General features: G+C 41.8%; 12 protein-coding genes. 6 read left to right on the forward strand and 6 right to left on the reverse strand.

The features are described 5' to 3' along the window. Positions 1–251 precede the first annotated feature (251 nt). Entirely contained in the window at positions 252–551 is a 300-nt protein-coding gene (locus FPZ42_RS11460; protein WP_146271470.1) for a hypothetical protein, read from the forward strand. A 13-nt stretch (positions 552–564) separates the two neighbouring features. On the opposite strand, the gene FPZ42_RS11465 is transcribed toward FPZ42_RS11460, so the two are convergent. Continuing rightward, a complete protein-coding gene (locus FPZ42_RS11465) occupies positions 565–2,187 on the reverse strand; it encodes a PAS domain-containing protein (protein ID WP_146271472.1) in 1,623 nt (540 codons plus the stop codon). Positions 2,188–2,344: 157 nt separating this feature from the next. Between FPZ42_RS11465 and FPZ42_RS11470 the strand changes: the two genes are divergently transcribed. Together FPZ42_RS11470 and FPZ42_RS11475 are read left to right on the forward strand one after the other, a co-directional pair. Next, positions 2,345–2,821, forward strand: a complete 477-nt coding sequence (locus FPZ42_RS11470; protein ID WP_146271474.1) for a hypothetical protein — start codon at positions 2,345–2,347, stop codon at positions 2,819–2,821. A gap of 191 nt (positions 2,822–3,012) precedes the next feature. Further along, on the forward strand, positions 3,013–3,564 hold the full coding sequence (locus tag FPZ42_RS11475) for a YciE/YciF ferroxidase family protein (RefSeq protein ID WP_146271476.1): 552 nt from the start codon (positions 3,013–3,015) through the stop codon (positions 3,562–3,564). 104 nt (positions 3,565–3,668) lie between these two features. Here the strand turns inward: FPZ42_RS11475 and FPZ42_RS11480 are convergent, their stop codons facing one another. Beyond that, a complete protein-coding gene (locus FPZ42_RS11480) occupies positions 3,669–5,699 on the reverse strand; it encodes a PAS domain-containing sensor histidine kinase (protein ID WP_146271478.1) in 2,031 nt (676 codons plus the stop codon). A gap of 171 nt (positions 5,700–5,870) precedes the next feature. Here FPZ42_RS11480 and FPZ42_RS11485 point away from each other — a divergent pair, with 171 nt between their 5' ends. Beyond that, positions 5,871–6,992: a PAS domain-containing protein gene (locus FPZ42_RS11485; RefSeq protein ID WP_146271480.1), complete on the forward strand. Its 1,122-nt coding sequence runs from the start codon at positions 5,871–5,873 to the stop codon at positions 6,990–6,992. A gap of 268 nt (positions 6,993–7,260) precedes the next feature. Here the strand turns inward: FPZ42_RS11485 and FPZ42_RS11490 are convergent, their stop codons facing one another. Beyond that, positions 7,261–10,962: an ATP-binding protein gene (locus tag FPZ42_RS11490; protein ID WP_146271482.1), complete on the reverse strand. Its 3,702-nt coding sequence runs from the start codon at positions 10,960–10,962 to the stop codon at positions 7,261–7,263. 173 nt (positions 10,963–11,135) lie between these two features. Here FPZ42_RS11490 and fbp point away from each other — a divergent pair, with 173 nt between their 5' ends. Together fbp and FPZ42_RS11500 are read left to right on the forward strand one after the other, a co-directional pair. Beyond that, a complete protein-coding gene (gene fbp / locus FPZ42_RS11495; RefSeq protein ID WP_146271484.1) occupies positions 11,136–12,203 on the forward strand; it encodes a class 1 fructose-bisphosphatase in 1,068 nt (355 codons plus the stop codon). 81 nt (positions 12,204–12,284) lie between these two features. Next, the gene (locus FPZ42_RS11500; protein ID WP_222431567.1) at positions 12,285–12,626 is read left to right on the forward strand and encodes a nuclear transport factor 2 family protein; all 342 of its coding nucleotides are present in this window, start codon (positions 12,285–12,287) and stop codon (positions 12,624–12,626) included. Positions 12,627–12,631: 5 nt separating this feature from the next. Here the strand turns inward: FPZ42_RS11500 and FPZ42_RS11505 are convergent, their stop codons facing one another. The 3 genes from FPZ42_RS11505 to FPZ42_RS11515 all read right to left on the reverse strand — a co-directional run bounded on the left by FPZ42_RS11505 (position 12,632) and on the right by FPZ42_RS11515 (position 17,874). Beyond that, positions 12,632–15,049 (reverse strand): glycoside hydrolase family 95 protein, encoded by a 2,418-nt coding sequence (locus FPZ42_RS11505; protein WP_222431568.1) that lies wholly within the window; start codon positions 15,047–15,049, stop codon positions 12,632–12,634. A gap of 98 nt (positions 15,050–15,147) precedes the next feature. Then, positions 15,148–16,164, reverse strand: a complete 1,017-nt coding sequence (locus FPZ42_RS11510; protein WP_146271488.1) for a zinc-binding alcohol dehydrogenase family protein — start codon at positions 16,162–16,164, stop codon at positions 15,148–15,150. A gap of 75 nt (positions 16,165–16,239) precedes the next feature. Next, positions 16,240–17,874, reverse strand: coding sequence for an alpha-L-fucosidase (locus FPZ42_RS11515; protein WP_146271490.1), 1,635 nt, complete (start codon positions 17,872–17,874; stop codon positions 16,240–16,242). Positions 17,875–18,049 lie beyond the last annotated feature (175 nt).

Genomic DNA, 18,049 nt, shown 5'->3' on the forward strand with positions numbered 1-18,049 from the left:
CATTACTATAACGGTGATTATACCCGTTACAGCAGGGCAAAAGCCTGTAAGCTGATAAAATAAACCCAAAGGCTACTGAGATGAGGCAGTGTCCACGAAAAACCTGGCAAAAGGATAGCTATTTATAACGTTTAGAAACGCGGCATGGCGTGTGTCAGATAGGTCTACTGTTAAATGAAAAAAAAATAAAATTTTAACTGATTTTTAAAATCTGTTAATAGCGACGTTTCGTAAATATTCCAAAAAGCTATATGGACGACCTAAAACTTAAGCTTGATAAACACTATCCCTTTGAAGTTTCATTTTACCACGAAACTGAGAACGACGGTATTTATTGTCTTATAATTAGACCGGACGAGCATTTTATACTATTACAAAAAATTAGCGGCACCACGCTTTGGACCAAAGTTAATTCAAGTAAGTTGAAGGCGGAGTTTGAGGCTGCAATAATGACGCTTGCACCCCTGTTATTGCGATGGATGATAACCACAAAGGAAATCAAGCCGCTTAATTATCTGAGCAGTTCCTACCTGCCTAACAATTTTAATTAAGAAATAAGCATCATTAATTTGCAATCGGTTGCTCTACTTCTCTGATAATGCCTGAGAGCACCCTTTCCCCTACCAAGTTTGAAGTTACACGGCCAATAACATTCATCCAGATTACGCTACCACTATCAAAGCGTTTGGTTTGATAAGTAACGTGAAGTAAACCTTCATCGGCAATCACCTGCTCTACTGCATCAGCCACCTTTGTTAAATACGGTTCATTAATCAACCCCAACGCTTCTTCGTAGCTCATTTCATGGTCGTGCTGCCATCCTAATAACTGCTTAAAGATCGTATTGGAGACTATTGCACGGCTATTGATATTCAAGGACCATATACCAAAGTTTGCGGCATTTACTGCCATGTTCAACAGCGATTCTGATTCTTCAAGTGCCTTACGGGCATTCACCTGCTCCGTAATATCAAACGCAACGATGAAAATACTGTCTGTTATACCTTCTTGGTGACGGATGGGTTGGTAGATCATGTCAAAATACTTTGCAAAAGTTCTTCCTTCGAAATTTACGATCACGCGCAGTTCGGGATTCACATAAGCGACACCGGTTGAATGTACGTCGTCCAGAATAGCTATAAACCCCTGTTCTACTAAATCAGGAAACGTTTTACCAAGAGATCGGCCAACAACATCTTTGTCCCTATGCCAATATTCAAGTATTTTTTTATTGGCGGTCTCAATAATATGCTCTTTTCCTTTAAGAACAGCGATAGCAACAGGTGCGTTATCTATTAATTTCCGATGTCTGTCTTCGCTTTCAAAAAGTTTCTTAGTACGCTCAAAAACCCAGCCTTCGAGTTGTTGCTTTGTTTGAAACAACTCCTGGTGGCTTTCTTCAAGCCGTTCTATCACCTTGTTCAACTTTACATTAGTAACCGCGAGTTCTTCGGCTTGTGTAAGTTCTTTAAATATGGCTTGTTCTATCGCATTCTGGTCAAGAATTTTGTCCGTAACATCATCAACTTGTATTACCAGATAGTTTACAACCCCATCATACTTTATAGGCTGTACCCTAACATTCCACCAATTTATTTCCGTTGTTACAGAAAGCTTAGTTGGAATGTTGTAGTGTACCTGCTCTAATTTTACCGGTTCATTTCTATACACCGCATCATGAAATGCTTGCAATAATTGTGTAGGCCCGTAGCCGCCGGCATCTTCCGGTTTAAAGGCCTCCCACCAGCTTTTTCCACGCACGTCCCGCTTAGTTAGAAAGGTTGACCTTTCAAACGCCTTATTGTAAGTTAAAATAGTAAAATCCGGAGCATCGGTGCTCACAATAACCAACGGATTATCCATATTCATGATCACAGTAACAAGCGACTCATCAATATTGGGCTTAGGTTTAGCCACCTCTATATTGCTTTCATCAACCTTGTTCTGAAATTCATTCCACGTTGTAAATCCGCAGAATTGAGCGCAGGCTGTTAGTGAGTACAAAGAAGGTTCAAATTTTCCCTCTAAAAAACCAAACATACGCTGTAGTGTAAGATCGCTTATCTTAAGGCCGGTTTGCCTAAAGATACTCTTTGCCAGTAAGGAACAGTCGGTTAACCTTATCTTGCCAATATTAGCGGCGGACAGTATTTCACGCTTAAGCGGTTCAAGATAATGTGCGAACATTTATTTAGGTTATCATCAAAAGGCTAAGCAATTTAACGCTTTTGGGAATAATAAGGTTACCGCTCAACCTTTAATATTCAATAATATATATATTTGTTTACACATCTTATATAACTTTGCCTGTATTAGCACGTTAGTGCTAAAAGGCACCATTAAAATGGAAAACAAGTCGGGCAGAGAAAATTACATTTCATTCGTAAACAGAAGCTATTATGTTGCTTCGCTATTGATAGAGCGTTTAGAAGAGTTAAAGATCCACCACATTAAGCCCGAGCTTGAAGCTTTATTAGATAGAGCTATTTTCCAACTACGTGCTAAAGCAATACTTATGCGCGATGTTATTGTAGCATCAGGTGAAACCGACTCTGCAGAAGCTGTAGAACCAGTGCTAAATCTATTGGAGAGTATTTTTAACCGCGTATTACAACCTGGCCTTGGGCTACAGCACATACATCTTTATGATTATTTGAACCTATCTGATTGTATGATGCGTGAAACCGAAAGGATCAACGAAATACTTTCTCACCAGCTTTCGCCGGAATTTCTGACGGAGACCGAACTTTACGATACCAACATCCTTAACGGCCCGTTAGATTTTCTAAAGGAGAACTTTCAGTCAGCTGTTATTTCTTAACATCATCCGTTAATGTACTGTCTATGCTTTGAATGAGGTGGGACTTTGGTATTGAATATTTTACTTTTAACTTATTTTGTTTCTTATTTATAAAATATTTGAAACTTATTTAGAGCTTCAAGGTTTAAAGTTTATAACGGGTTAGTAATCAACTCGCCGTTATTAATTATAAATTTTAAACATTTACTACCATGCCTACGAAAACTAAAGCTGCTGAAAAGCAATTAAGCGGCCGCAAACCTGAAGCGGAGAGCGCCCTTAAAGAACTATTTATTGACGAATTAAAAGATATCTATTGGGCAGAGCAACACTTGGTGAAAGCATTACCCAAGATGATGAAAAACGCTACCTCTGATGAGTTGAAAAACACCATTCAGGAACATTTAACCCAAACCGAGAATCAGGTTGTTCGCCTTGAGCAGGTATTTGAATCTATCGGGGAAAAAGCCAAAGCTGTAAAATGCGAAGCCATGGAAGGACTTTTAAAAGAAGCTGATGAGTTGATGAAAGAGACCGAAAAGGGTACGGAGGTTAGAGATGTTGCAATTATTTCGACAGCGCAAAAGGTAGAGCACTATGAAATAGCATCATACGGTACTCTTTGCGCTTTAGCAGGCACGCTTGGCTTTACTGATGCAGTTGAATTATTGCAACAAACTTTAGAAGAAGAGAAACAGGCAGACCAATTGCTGACGCAAGCAGCGGGGGCTATCAACGAAGCCGCTTTACAAGAAACTAACTAAGCTAAATTCAAGCGCCGCAGCAATTATGTTGTGGCGCTTTTTTATCTACAACGACTTAGACTTAGCACTTCTTCTGTTCTGAACATTTTCTCAATAACTGATACTTAAACCCGATCAAACATTTTTTGTCTTCCCAACCATTCCTCAGCAGATTCTTTGTCGGTAAAAAAATGCGTTTGAAAATCACCAAGATCTGTTTGCACGCTTCTGTCGGCTGCGAGACGGCTAAATGCACTGGGCGAATAAATCCAGGCAAATTGCTTTAAACCCGCTTCACGCAAAGCCGGGAACCAAAAAGATGCTCCCCAGTCGGCAGCTTCAGACCAGTTGCCTCTCACCAATGTATTATCATTTAATATCTGTGTGTATTTAGCAGCTTTAACCATTTCCAAGATGGCCATACAACCTTTTTTAACAGATTCGAGGTTTTGATAGCCCAGCCACTCGGTTTCTAACCAACCCTTTTCTTCGTTGTATCTTACCTCAATAAAGTTAGCGCTGTAAAAGGTTTTGTTATCTGTGTCTACAACAGTCAAATTACGTTCGCCGTTAATAGGAAGCAAGAAGTTAAATGTTGATCCTTTTCCCGGTTCGCTTTCTATCCACAAGCTACCATTATGGCGTTTTAATATCTCTGCGCTTATGTACAGTCCCATTCCTAATCCATCAAATCGCATGGACGAATTATCTACCCGGTAGTATCGGTCAAACAATCTGGTTAGGTCTTTCTCTTCTATGCCTATACCAAAATCTTGTATAGACACAATTATAGAATCACTAATTACCTTGCTATTAATAATAACTTGTGTTGCATCCGGCGAATATTTGATAGCATTTAAGATCAGATTATTTAAGACTTGTTCTATCCTGTGCTTATCGCCTTTTATCTCTATGGGGTCACACTCCTGAACAACCAACTCGTGGTTGTTATTTAGTAATTGTAGAGAATCCACCGTTTCCTTTATCAACTTGTCAAAATCGAATGTTTCGATATTATAGGTCATTTTCCCTGCATTGATACGCGAAACATCAAGCAGATCCGTAATTAAACGCTCAAGCCTTATTATGTGAGATTTGGATTTCGAAGTAAACTCGGCTTGTTTTTCGGGCGAACCATTTTTTTGAGAAAGTTGGTTATAAAGTTTAATGCTTGTTAAAGGCGTTCTAAGTTCATGGCTTACAATACTCAAAAACTCATCTTTGCGATGCTCATTATCCTTTTGCGCTTGTATATCTGTATTTGTGCCTAACCAAAGTGTTATACTATCTTCATCGTTACGTAAAGCGGTGGCACGCCCCAGAAACCAACGATAATCGTCTTGTTCGTTCTTCAGCCTAAATTCAATGGTAAAATCTTTGCCGGTTTGTACCGAAGTTGACCATGCCGCTCTACATTTCTCAACATCTTCCGGATGAATTGACTCATCCCACCCGTTTTGTATAATTTCAGCATCATTACTACCAAGATAATCGCAAACTTGTTTATTCACAAAAACAAGCTTACCGTTGGGTGCGGCAGTAAACACCTGTTGTGGGATGATGTTGGTGATGGTCCTGAAATTTTCCTCGCGCATCCGAAGCACATCAAATTCTGACCGGCGATCACTAATATCTTCAATAGTAGTAAAACCAAGCATGTCATTACCATCCCTAAAAAGCATTGAAATCACATTTACCCAAATGCTTTCACCATTTTTTTTAACCAAACGGGTCTCTAAATTAAAAGATGGTAAACGCTTACTCCATAGCCTTTGTTGCAATATCTGCCAATCGCCCGCATAATCGGGATGTGCAAATTCAATTATAATTTTACCGGTGATTTCATTTTTAGACTGATAGCCCAGCATATCTACGAGGGCTTGGTTCACTTGCAAAATTTTGAGATCTGAACCGATGATCTTATTACCGAGTAAAGAATTCTCAAAAATTGTACGATAACGTAACTGGTTAATGCGCAGCATTTCGCTGGCAGCGTCATTAATATCCCTGCTGTCAATTTCCCTTCTTTGACTGCGTTTAAGCTCAAGGTTTTCCGCCTGCAAAGAATCAACTTGTAATTGGAGTTGTTTTAGGAGTTCCGCATAATCGGTCATGGTCTGCAAAATGGGATAAAATGTTGGTTTTAAAGAAACCATTTTGTAATAACTTACAACTATATTGTTTTTGTAAGTACGGCCCGGGTTTGGTAGTGTAGAATACAAGTATTATTTTTACAATTCTCTTAGACGATATTTTATAACGAATATTTACTATAGCATAATTGCCGCTGCTGAATATAAAAGAAAGTAATTTTCAACTCAATACATTTGACGGAATACCTATTTCGCGCGCTGTTTGATCAATTGGCTGAACCGCGTATAATTTTAAAACCAGACCATCCTACATTCACCGTAGTATCTATTAATTCAGCTTATGAGCAAGCTACGGGCTACAAAGAAGAGCAGCTTAAAGGACGTAGCGTATGGGATTTTTTTAAGGCCGATGCTGCCGGGAGTTTCTCTGCAGAAAAATTAAAGCAAGGCCTTGAAGATGTTCTGCGTCATTCTGCCGAGATCAAATTACCTATATTTCGTTTTGATCTAATGGGTGGCGCCGGTTCTTCACCGCGTTGGTGGCAGGTTGAACTATATCCTATTATTGATGAGAATAACAGCATAGTTTATATTACCTGTACTACACACAATGTAACTATCCATGTTGAAGACCAGGCTAATATATTAGAAAGCAGACGAAACGAGGCTGCAATGCTAATACAGCAGCAGCAATCTGAGAAGGAACTGCAGGTATCTGAACATGCATTAAGAGTTACACAGGATGAGCTATCGTCCGAACGTTCTGAAACTGAAAATAAAATAACCCGCCGCACAAAGGAATTATCAGATAGCGAATATCGCCTAAATCGCATTATAGCCAACACACCAACCGGCCTTTGTATCTTAAAAAGCGATGAACTTATTATTGAAATAATAAACCAATCTCTATTGAAGTTATGGGGGCGGGTTGAAAATGATGTGATAGGCAAATCGATACTTACTGCTGTACCGGAGTTTGAAGGGCAACCTTTTGTTAAAAGAGCTAAACAAGTGTTAGGCAACGGCAACCAGGTTACATCTTTAGAAGAAGCGGTACTAATTATCAAAGAAAACGGAAAACAGGAAACCCGCTTTGCCGATTTCAGCTATGACCCGCTTTTTGATGTAAATGACAAAGTTGAATCAGTGCTGATTACTGTTAATGATGTTACGGAGATTGTTAAAGCTAAACAACTGCTTCAGCACCAACAGGAAGAACTCGAAACTACTAATGAAGAATTAACAGCTGCCAACGAAGAATTACAGTCGATGAACGAAGAGCTACATGCTACCAATGAGCAACTGGCAGAAGTTAATCAATTACTGGAAGAAGAGCGTGAGAAAAATAGCGATTAATACTTGCAAGTAATATTGCAGATATTAGTTAAAGGCAACCCCAGGAAAGCCCAGGTAGTTTAACGAAAATGAGCGGGAAAGATTTTGACTAAATTTTGAAGTCCACAGGCCGTTTCTAAAGTTAAAATGGCTTATCCCATCGCGGGATAAGCCATTTTGCACAATTTTCAGCTATGCTGATACACAACTTACGATTTATATTAAAGAAAAGTTTGAAGCATTAAGCAATTTAATAATTGCTTAATATAACAATTTTGTAAATAATCTATTACAATGGCAGGCTTACTTCAAACGTTGCGCCCTGGCCAATTTCGCTGCTAACAGTAATGCGGCCACCGTGACGTTTCACTATCTCGGCACTTAGGTAAAGCCCTATGCCAAAGCCGGCTATATGCCTCATATGGTTGCTTTCTACACGATAATACCTGTCAAACAACTTGTCCTGCTCATCCTTCCTGATGCCCATGCCCTCGTCTTTGATGCTGATAAAAGCCCGATCACCGACGGTCAAGGTTTTAACGTAAACCTGTTTAGCTTTAGGCGAATATTTGATAGCATTACTCAGTAAGTTAAAAAACACCGAATTCATCTTATCCTTGTCCGCATTTAAATTGATGGTAGTATCGGCATCAAATAATATCACATGTGTTATCATGATGCCGTTGATATCTTCAATTACTTCGCTTATCAATCCATTCAGATCAAATGATTCTTTATTTAAGTCTATTTTACCGGCATCAAATCTTGATACGTTAAGGAACCCGGTGATCAGTCTATTCATTTTCCTGATCTGCACCGCCACTTTTTCAAGTTTCTCCTTAGCAAACCCATCCTCTTTTTTAGCAGCGTGCATGTGCAGTAACTGCGAGTATCCGCTTAGCGACGTAAGCGGCGTTTTTAATTCATGGCTAACCATACCAATAAAGTCATCTTTACGCTGGCTATCCTCTTTAGATTCGGTAATATCTAAAATGGTACCGATAACACCTATAACTTCGCCATAATTATCCAATTCTACCTTACCGGTGGTATTAAGCCATTTAGGTTTACCGCCATCAGCGGGGATGATCTGGTAGTCTTCGCTAAAACGGCCTTTAGCTTTAACAGCGTTCTCTATTGACTGTAACACCCTTGCGCGATGCTCAGGTACGATCATCTCTACAGTTTCAATAAATGATAGCTGCTTATCCAGCGGAATGCCGTGAATATTCCTTGCAATTTCTGAAACATGTAACGTGTCCTGCCCCCAATCGGTTCGCCAGGTACCAAGGTTAGCCGCATCCATCGCCATTGTCAAAGTATCGGTGACCTTTTCAAGGTCTTTTCTTGACATTACCTGTTCAGAAACATCTGCAGCAACCGCTATCATGCCCGTGATCTGCCCATTATCATCACGTAACGCCTCGATCGTAAGATTTATAAAACTTTCTTCTTTACGGCCGAACTTAGTGAGGATTACCTGTATCTCTCCGGATATAAACCGTTCACCTGTTTGATAAACCTTGTCCATTACAGAACCAAAACCTTGCTCTTCTAACTCAGGCAGGGCAACCAATATCGGCACTCCAAAGGCAGCCTCAGAAGTTAATCCCCAATATTCAAGCATGCGGTTATTGGCAAACTCGATAATATGCATTGGGGTGCGATAAATTGCTATAGCAACAGGCGCTTCGGTTAACAGATCACGCAACTGCTGTTCGGCAAAACCACGGGTTTTGCTGATCTTTATCTGCGCCCTCACCTTTGTCAGTAATTCTGCTGCCGAGAAGGGCTTAACCAGGTAGTCATCTGCACCTGCCTCCAAACCATCTATCCTTGCCTCTTCACCCGCGCGGGCTGATAGAAATATTACCGGCATGCGCAGCGTTTCGGCAGAATTGCGAATATGCTCCAGCATCGTTTTCCCATCCATCACCGGCATCATCATATCACTTAATACCAGATCGGGTTTAAACTCATGGATCTTTTGCAAGGCATCTTTGCCGTTAACGGCTAAAGCAATAGTAAAATATGGTTCAAGCAAACGTTTAAGATAACCGCGCATGTCGGCGTTATCGTCAACAACCAGTATCAGGGTATCTTTGGTATCTGTAAAATCCTGATTCGTTGTAATGCTTTCTTTTGCATTATCACCGTCAAATTGCGACTGGGTTTCTACCTGCAGCAAGTTGAAAGCCTCCTGTAAAAAAGCGCCTTTTAGGGCCGAGGAATCGATATCTTTCGCTTTATCTATAACGTTTGCTTGCGGCAGGTGCGCTTTACCCAAAGATATCTTTACGATAAACGTAGTACCTACACCTTCAGTACTGGTTAGGCTTATATCCCCGCCGTGCAAATGAACCAGTTCATGCACAAGTGACAAACCAATGCCAGTACCTTCATGCGTGCGGCCGGCAGAGTTCTCAACCCTGTGGAAGCGCTCAAACATGTGAGGCAGTTCTTTTTCAGGGATGCCCACACCGGTATCTTCTACAGATAACATGGCCTCATTCCCAATTTGTTTAAGCGTTACGGTTATGTTACCGGCAAGGGTATATTTGAAAGCGTTAGATAGCAGGTTAAGCACGATCTTCTCCCACATTTGCCTGTCAACATAAGCAGGCAGTTTTCTATTTCCTGTATCAACAACCAATTGCATTCCCGCTTTCTCAATAATAGAACGGAAGCTGCTGGCCAGATCGGCCGTTAGTTCAGCAAGATCTAATTGCTGATAGACAGCCTGAGCACGGCCTGCTTCTACCCTACTATAATCCAGCAGGTTATTCACTAACTTTAAAAGGCGCAGCGCATTACGATGCGTAGATTCAAGCGGTGCTTTTATATCATCGCCAATATTTTGTTTACTAAGCAGGTCCTCTAACGGGCCAAGCATTAACGTGAGCGGCGTACGAAACTCGTGGCTTACGTTACTAAAGAATGCTGTTTTTGATCGGTCTATTTCGGCGAGGGCTTCGGCACGTTTTTGTTCCTGCTCGTAAGCGTAAACGTTAGAAACTGCTGTGTTATAAGTATTTAATAGCTGATCGTAAAAATTCCTGTAATCAGTATCCAGTGCACGCCTTGAGCTTACACCGGCCACTATGAAACCAAATGCATCATCCTGGCCTGATATTTTAAGCGGGAGCAACATAGCCGTATGCGGCGCTTCCGGATAAGGGCCACAATCGCAGTCGCCAAATTTGCTCTGCAGGTCTTTTACCTCCAGCATTTCGCCTAACTTTGCGGCATCTTCAAACGGCCAGCCCAAGTCACTGTTTTCTAAGGTGGCTGATTCAGGCGCTAATAAAGACCCCGACTCTACACCGGCTGAAGATGTGAGCTTGACAATATTTGTCTCATGATCAAGCTGGTAAACAAGCAGGAACGGTATATCAAGTTCATAATCACTGTAATGCACTGCTGTTATGTCACCTACATCTTGTATGTTTTTGGCTTTACTTAATGCAGCACCCAGATCGCGAAGGGTTTGCGTTCTGCGACCGCTGAGCATCTTTACAGTAGTTTCAGTAATTGGGTGAAATATGCCGCCTACGCCGCCTGTTTCATCACGAATGGGCGCGAACGAGAAAGTCATCCATGATTCTTCAAGGTAACCATAACGATCAAGAAACATGCGCTGGTCATTGATGTAAGTACCTTCGCCTTGCTCACCGCGGCTAAATGCATCGCCAACTACCGGTAAGGCAGTTTCCCAACATATCCTAAAGTTTTGCCCCATTGATTCCGGGTGCTTAGCGCCACAAATGGGCCGGTAGCTATCATTATAAATTTGAATGGTCTCTGGCCCCCAGGCAATCAAAATAGGGAATGTGGATGATAAACAAAGGCTTACAGATGTACGCAAACTTTGAGGCCAGTTCTCAACAGGGCCAAGTGCGGTTTTTGACCAGTCCATCGTACGAATGAGCTTACCCATTTCGCCACCGCCGGAGAGAAATTGTTCGGTGCTTTCAGTTATATCGGCAATCATTTATTAGTAACTATCATTAAGGCATACGGGTTTAGATATGCCCTTGTAAATGTAAGATTATTTGGCAAATGTTCTTTTAAAGAAACATGCGGAGATGAGCTGATAAATACCGATCGATGCTCGCTTGTGTCCTGCCATTTGCAATTCCTAAGTTGGTTGCAAACGCTACCGCTATGAACCAGGCTAAGACATTAGGACAATTCATTATTGAAAAACAGGCAGATTTGCCATACGCCAAAGGCGAGCTATCAAGATTACTGCGTGATATTGGCATTGCTGCAAAAATTGTAAATCGGGAGGTAAATAAAGCCGGCCTTATGGACATTTTGGGCCATGCCAACGCTGTGAATATTCAGGGCGAAGAGCAGCAAAAGCTTGATGTTTTTGCCAATGAGCAATTTATATCGGCACTTACCAGCGGTGGCGAATGCTGCATCGTAGCTTCCGAAGAAAATGAAGACATTATCTATTTAAACAGCCCATCTGGGGGTAACGCCAAATACATTGTGGCCATTGACCCGCTTGATGGATCATCAAACATAGATGTAAACGTTGCCGTGGGCTCCATTTTCAGCATCTATCGTAAAATTGATATTAATGCCCCCGCCGGCCTTGCGGATGTTTGCCAAAAAGGCAGCGCACAGGTTGCAGCCGGTTACGTTATCTACGGATCATCTACCATGTTGGTTTACACTACGGGTAAGGGCGTTAACGGCGTTACATTGGACCCATCCATAGGCGAATTTTGTTTGTCGCATCCTAACATGCAGATACCCGTTGAAGGACGAATTTACTCGATTAACGAAGGTAATTACGTTCACTTTCCACAAGGGGTAAAACGCTTTATCAAATATTGTCAGGAAGAAGACACCGCCTCTGACAGACCATACATTTCGAGGTATATCGGTTCCATGGTAGCCGACCTGCATCGTAACCTCATCAAGGGCGGAATTTTCATCTATCCGGTTACGGCCAATGCGCCATCAGGTAAACTGCGCCTGGTTTATGAGTGTAATCCTATGGCTTTTATTATTGAACAAGCCGGCGGCCGGGCAACTGATGGTAAGCAAAGAATACTGGATATTGAAGTAAGCCAATTGCACCAGCGCTCCCCTATTTTCATCGGCTCTAAAAATATGGTGATCACCGCAGAGAACTTCATGCAGTCTGAAAATGAACTGGTAAAAGAGGTTTCTATACCTGAGCAACCGGTACTTGATTACACTTACTTTCCGGATTAGACAGATTGTTCCTTTATGATTTTAGTATGATTTATTCAGCTTTCTAAAAGATTAATTTTGAATAATACTATCTGAATTAATATGGAGAACAAAGATATTTTAATAAAAGCGAACGCGCTGGTGATGGCAGGTGATAACGAAGGTTTTTTAAATTTCTGTACTGATGATACTGTTTGGGACTTTGTTGGCGACCGTGTGCTGAACGGTAAAGAAGCAGTACGCAATTACATGGCGGAGGCTTACATAGAACCACCCATTTTTGATACCGAGTCGTTGATAGCTGACGGAGACTTTGTTGTAGCTGCAGGAAACATCAGCCTGAAAAACAGCGATGGAAACCTGATAAAATACAAGTACTGTGATATATGGAAATTTAGAGATGGTAAAATGGCTGAAGTACGCGCCTATGTTTTAGCCGTTTAAACACTTTACATAGCGGATACTCGGTAACTCATCCCTTTTAGTGTTGTAAACGATGTTACAAATCCACCTTTAGATGCTATTGATCTCACTGACAGGCCAGCTACCTTGATAGGTTTAGCTGTGCGCAAAATGCATTTGCCGCCTTTTTCGGCCGTGATTACAGCCGATTTTAAGGTGCCTTTTTGCCAGTTGATAGTAACGGTAAAAGCCCCTCTTGCTTTTAATCCTGTTACAGACCCGGTTTGCCAGGCCGTTGGTAACGCTGGTAGCAATTGCACCTCTCCCAGTTGGCTTTGCAGCAACATTTCTGTTATGCCTGATGTTGCACCAAAATTTCCATCTATTTGGAATGGTGGGTGAGCATCAAATAGGTTTGGATAAAGCCCGCCTCCTTTTGATATGCTCAGATCCCGCATCAGATCTCTAAGTAACTTGTAGGCATGGTCACCATCGAGCAGCCGTGCCCAAAAATTGATTTTCCAGGCTAAACTCCAACCGGTACCTGCATCGCCTCGTAACTCAAGCGTTTTCTTGGCAGCGGCAGCAAAATCGGGCGTTGTTAGAGGTGATATTTCCCGGCCAGGGTGCAAACCAAATAGTTGACTAACATGCCGGTGATGCGGGTCAACATCTTCCCAGTCTTTGTACCATTCCTGCAGGTTACCTTTGTGGCCTACGTGTAATGGGTAAAGTTTTGCCAGCTTGGCTTTAAGCATATTGCGGAAAGCAACGTCTATATTTAAAGCTTCTGATGCCTCAATGCAATTCCTAAAATGATCACGTATGATAGACATATCCATTGTAGTAGCAATGGAGGTGTTGCCTTCTTTCCCTTTACCATCTATAAAATCATTCTCTGGTGAAAAGGATGGCGATGTAACCAGGTTGCCATTCTTGTCTTCAACCAAAAAATCGGACAAAAACTCGGCTGCACCTTTCATAATAGGGTAAGCTTTCTTTAAAAACGCTTCATCTTTAGTAAATAGATAATGCTCAAACAAGTGGCGGCAAAGCCATGGTGCACCCATGTACCAATTAGCCCATTTAGGGTCTCCTTTACCAAAATCACCAACAGGGTTGCTTATGGCCCATATGTCTGTATTGTGATGGGCTACCCAGCCACGCATATTGTAAAAATCTTTTGCTGTGCGAGTACCGGTTACAGCTAATTCTTTTATGAAATCGAAAAGCGGATACTCCATTTCCTGCAAATTGGTTGTGGCTGCGGGCCAATAGTTCATCTGCGTATTGATGTTAATGGTGTAATTTGAGCTCCAGGGGGCGCGCAGTAAGTTGTTCCAGATACCTTGCAAGTTGGCAGGCGGGCCACCTGGCCTTGATGAACTGATAAGCAAATACCGGCCATACTGAAAAAATAAAGACTCAAACTCCGGGTCTTTGGCCCCCTTACTAAACGCCAGCAATCGCTCATCAGTTGGCAATTGAGACTGATACGCCGGCGACCTACCAAGATCAAGCCTTACACGATAGAAAAATTGCTTATAATCTTTAAGATGTTCATTGTAAAGCTTCGTCCAACTCTGTTTTATAACATTTTGTATATCATTATTGCAAAGCTTCAATTCGTCTTTGCCTTCGCTATCGGGGCACTTGTCAAAACCATTAAAACTTGTGGCGGCGCAAATAAATAAGGTTACTTCATCGGCATTTTTTACCACCAAAGCGTCGTTGTCGGAGTTTACTGAGCCACCCTTGTTAACAGCCTTTATCTGCACAGCAGCACGCATACCTTTGCAGTTTGTACTATCGCCGTATTTTATCGGCTCTTTATTATAGGTTACATAGTTAGGGTCAACCTGTGAGGGTGCTTTTACTTTTAAGAGCAATGAGTTTTGTCCTACTGCGCCAACAGAATATTTAACCTGACTGCTTAGCGCAACCTTAAAATTGATGCTGGCCGGTTTATCGGCAGTAAAATGTACCACTATCGCTTTGCCGGGGAATGTAGCAATTACCTCCCTTTTATAATTCACGCCGTCGGCGTTAAAGGTCACGGTTGCAATACTTTTATCGATGGATAGCGATCTCCTGTATTGCTGATAGTTAGCATTTCCTATTTCCTGCTGCAGATTAATATCAGCCAACGGTAAATAAGACTGCGTGTAAACACCCTGCAAACCGGTAACTTCTTTGTTGGCGAGGCTATAATCTTCATTATTTAAAGCCTCACGGGTTTTGGCAAGTGCTTTAGCACCGCCCGGATTAACATTATTGGTTACCGGCCCGCCGCTCCAGAAAGTAGCCTCGTTAAGCTGGAGTAATTCTTTTGCAGGATCGCCAAATATCATGGCGCCTAATCTCCCATTACCTACAGGCAAAGCTTCCGTCCATAGCTTGGCAGGCTTGTTATACCAAAGCGTGAGGTTGTCCTGCGCTTTGGTACACATGCCCACTAACATCATTAATAATGTTAACAGGGGGATTTTGCTCGTGTATAATCGAATCATTTATTTTAACATCAAAATTTGACTTTCAATCACTTAAGAAGCTCTACTTGAACTCACGCTATCTCTACCATCGCTTTAATTACACCATTCGCGGGATCCAGCCAGTTTTTAAATTCTGTTTTAACGTGATCAAAAGCAACACGGTGCGTTATATAATTTATTGGATCGATAAGTCCTTTTTTCAAAGCGTTGATCACATGCTCAAAATCGGCGCGTGTGGCATTTCTACTGCTCATCAACGTTGCCTCGCGCTTATGAAATTCCGGGTGACTAAAGCATATCTCGCCCTTTTGAAGCCCCACTAACACGTATCTGCCGCCGTGTGCAAGGTAATTAAAACCATTGTTTATCGCCTTTAAACTCCCTGTGCAATCTATAACAACGGTTGGCATATCACTATTAGTTATCCGGTTCAACTCCGCAACCACATCGGCCTCAAGTGCATTTACGGTATGCGTTACGTTCAAAGGTTCTTTGCAAAAATCCAAACGCGATTGATTGATATCTAAAGCGATCACTTCACCACCCGCAATTCTCGCAAATTCCATAACACCTAAACCTATTGGCCCGGCGCCTATTACCAGCACATATTCACCTTGCTGAACGTTAGCTCTGCGAATACCATGGGCGCCTATGGCAAGGGGCTCAATTAATGCAAGCTGGTTTAAACTTAAATCTTTATCGCCGATCAGAGCGTTGTGAGGAACTTTCAAATATTCAACCATACCGCCGTCGATATGCACACCGCATACCTGCATTGATACACAACAATTTGGTTTTTCGCCCCTGCAGGCGATGCATTTATCGCAGTTAAAGTATGGAATGATGGTTACATTATCTCCCTTCTGTAATCCATCGGCCCCATTCGCATCTACAATTTCTCCGGATAACTCATGCCCCAAAATACGCGGGTAAGTAAAGTACGGTTGTGTACCCTCATAAGCATGCAGATCGGTACCGCAAATGCCTATACGTTTTATCTGGATAAGCGCTTCGCCTTTTTTGAGAACTGGGAGGTCTTTTTCAGCATACGACAACTCTCCGGGCGCCTCGCAAACAAGTACTTTCATATGTTTTAAATATACAATGATAACCGGCATTTACAATTCAACCAGTTCAGTAATCATAATGTGCAAGTTTATACATTAAGTTATATCACCCTGTATTTTAAATACATAAGCTACTTGTGAATCCGTAGTTGGAAGTGAAACTTGTAAACTCTCGGCAGTTTGTTTAAACTCAAGATTATTATTGCTTCCTAACAAACCTACTCTATCAACCTTGCCCGATTTAGTTGCCGCAAGACTTTTAATAACCGCCTTTCCTTCCGCAGGTTTATCAAGCATAGCAGCGTAAAGAACATTGCCTTTTTTGGTAAAACGGAAATCGGCAGACGTGTAAGGCCTGTTCTTTCCCTCATTAAAGCCCTGCGCATTTAAAGGAGCAAACGACTCTATTGCCGGCCCCTCACCAAACACTTTCCACGGGCGGGTACTGTATATACACTCACTATTTACTTTCATCCACTTGGTAATGCCCTCAACTACTATTCGCTCCTTCTCATCAATCGTTCCGTTTCCGCGGACAGGGATGTTTAACATCAGGTTACCGTTCTTGCTCACAATATCTAAAAGCATGTGAATGACGGTTTTGGCATCTTTGTATTCGTTACGATCATATATCGGCCTATCGTAATGCCAAGCACCTATACAGGTATCGGTTTGATATGGTAGTGGTTCTATAGAATTTGTTTGGCCGCGCTCTATATCCCAAACCAAACATTTCCGTTGTTGCTCATCCAGTATCTTTCCAAAAATTACGGCTTCAAGCTTACCATGTTTTTTTATACTTGTGTTATACATATGCGCGGCAATCTTAAGCCCGGCATCACTAATTGGGTATAACGGTAATATCGTGTCATCAAAATAAATAACATCAGGCCCGTATTTATCTATCAATTCAATTGTGCGGTTCAAAAATTTATCACAGTATGCTTTAGATGGCATTGACACGCCATTACCCCATGCCCATTGGCTGTGGATCATGCCGTTGTCTTCGCTGTTTTTACTTAACGGATGGTTTTGGGCGTAAAGCTCTTGAGGGTCTTCGCCATTCCACCACTTTCCGGCACCATCCGACTTTGTAACTTTACCATCGTAGGGTACCCCGGCGTAAGGCCCTTCTTTATCAGCACGCTGGGCTGTTTCCATCCAGCTCCAGGTATGCGCTGCATGCACCGATACTCCAAAACGCAATCCATTATTTTTTGCAGCCTTAGCCCAACCGCCAATAATATCTTTCTTTGGACCCATGCGTACCGAATTCCACTTTTGGTAACTGCTATCCCAAAGATCAAAGTTGTCATGATGGTTGGCCAATGCCATAAAATACTTAGCTCCGGCATTTTTGTAAAGGCTCACCAGTTCTTCCGGATCCCATTTTTCCGCTTTCCAATCGTTGATCACGTCTTTAAAACCAAATTTTGAAGGATGACCATACTTTTGAACATGATATTTGTATTTGTGACTTCCTTCCATATACATCTCACGTGCATACCAATCGCCATACTCTGGTTGGCATTGTGGCCCCCAATGCGCCCACATACCAAACTTTGCATCACGAAACCACTCGGGCACCTGGTATTGCTGTAAGGACGACCACGTAGGCTTAAACCGTTCCGGAGCGTAAGGCGCTTTCAAAACACGACCTGCGTAACTTTTTGTGAAGTAAGCAGACGATAAACCGACTAACATATTTTTCAGCAATGTTCTTCTTTGCATATTAGTTGAGTAATTAAAGTATGCGTAATAAGTAATGGTACTACCGTAACGCACAGTAATTGGTTAAAATTGATGTTACATCAGATCTGAGCCTGATGTTAATAATCAAATTTAGCATCTCATCGGCACAGATAGCTTGCGTTACAAGACTTTTTTTTATACAAAACCGACTTCT

This window comes from Mucilaginibacter achroorhodeus (assembly GCF_007846095.1).
GTDB lineage: Bacteria > Bacteroidota > Bacteroidia > Sphingobacteriales > Sphingobacteriaceae > Mucilaginibacter > Mucilaginibacter achroorhodeus.

Coding starts and splice junctions, on each gene's coding strand:
- FPZ42_RS11460 (WP_146271470.1), top strand. CDS start 252: ATGGACGACCTAAAACTTAAGCTTGATAAACACTATCCCTTTGAAGTT.
- FPZ42_RS11465 (WP_146271472.1), bottom strand. CDS start 2,187: ATGTTCGCACATTATCTTGAACCGCTTAAGCGTGAAATACTGTCCGCC.
- FPZ42_RS11470 (WP_146271474.1), top strand. CDS start 2,345: ATGGAAAACAAGTCGGGCAGAGAAAATTACATTTCATTCGTAAACAGA.
- FPZ42_RS11475 (WP_146271476.1), top strand. CDS start 3,013: ATGCCTACGAAAACTAAAGCTGCTGAAAAGCAATTAAGCGGCCGCAAA.
- FPZ42_RS11480 (WP_146271478.1), bottom strand. CDS start 5,699: ATGGTTTCTTTAAAACCAACATTTTATCCCATTTTGCAGACCATGACC.
- FPZ42_RS11490 (WP_146271482.1), bottom strand. CDS start 10,962: ATGATTGCCGATATAACTGAAAGCACCGAACAATTTCTCTCCGGCGGT.
- fbp (WP_146271484.1), top strand. CDS start 11,136: ATGAACCAGGCTAAGACATTAGGACAATTCATTATTGAAAAACAGGCA.
- FPZ42_RS11500 (WP_222431567.1), top strand. CDS start 12,285: ATGGAGAACAAAGATATTTTAATAAAAGCGAACGCGCTGGTGATGGCA.
- FPZ42_RS11505 (WP_222431568.1), bottom strand. CDS start 15,049: ATGATGTTAGTGGGCATGTGTACCAAAGCGCAGGACAACCTCACGCTT.
- FPZ42_RS11510 (WP_146271488.1), bottom strand. CDS start 16,164: ATGAAAGTACTTGTTTGCGAGGCGCCCGGAGAGTTGTCGTATGCTGAA.
- FPZ42_RS11515 (WP_146271490.1), bottom strand. CDS start 17,874: ATGCAAAGAAGAACATTGCTGAAAAATATGTTAGTCGGTTTATCGTCT.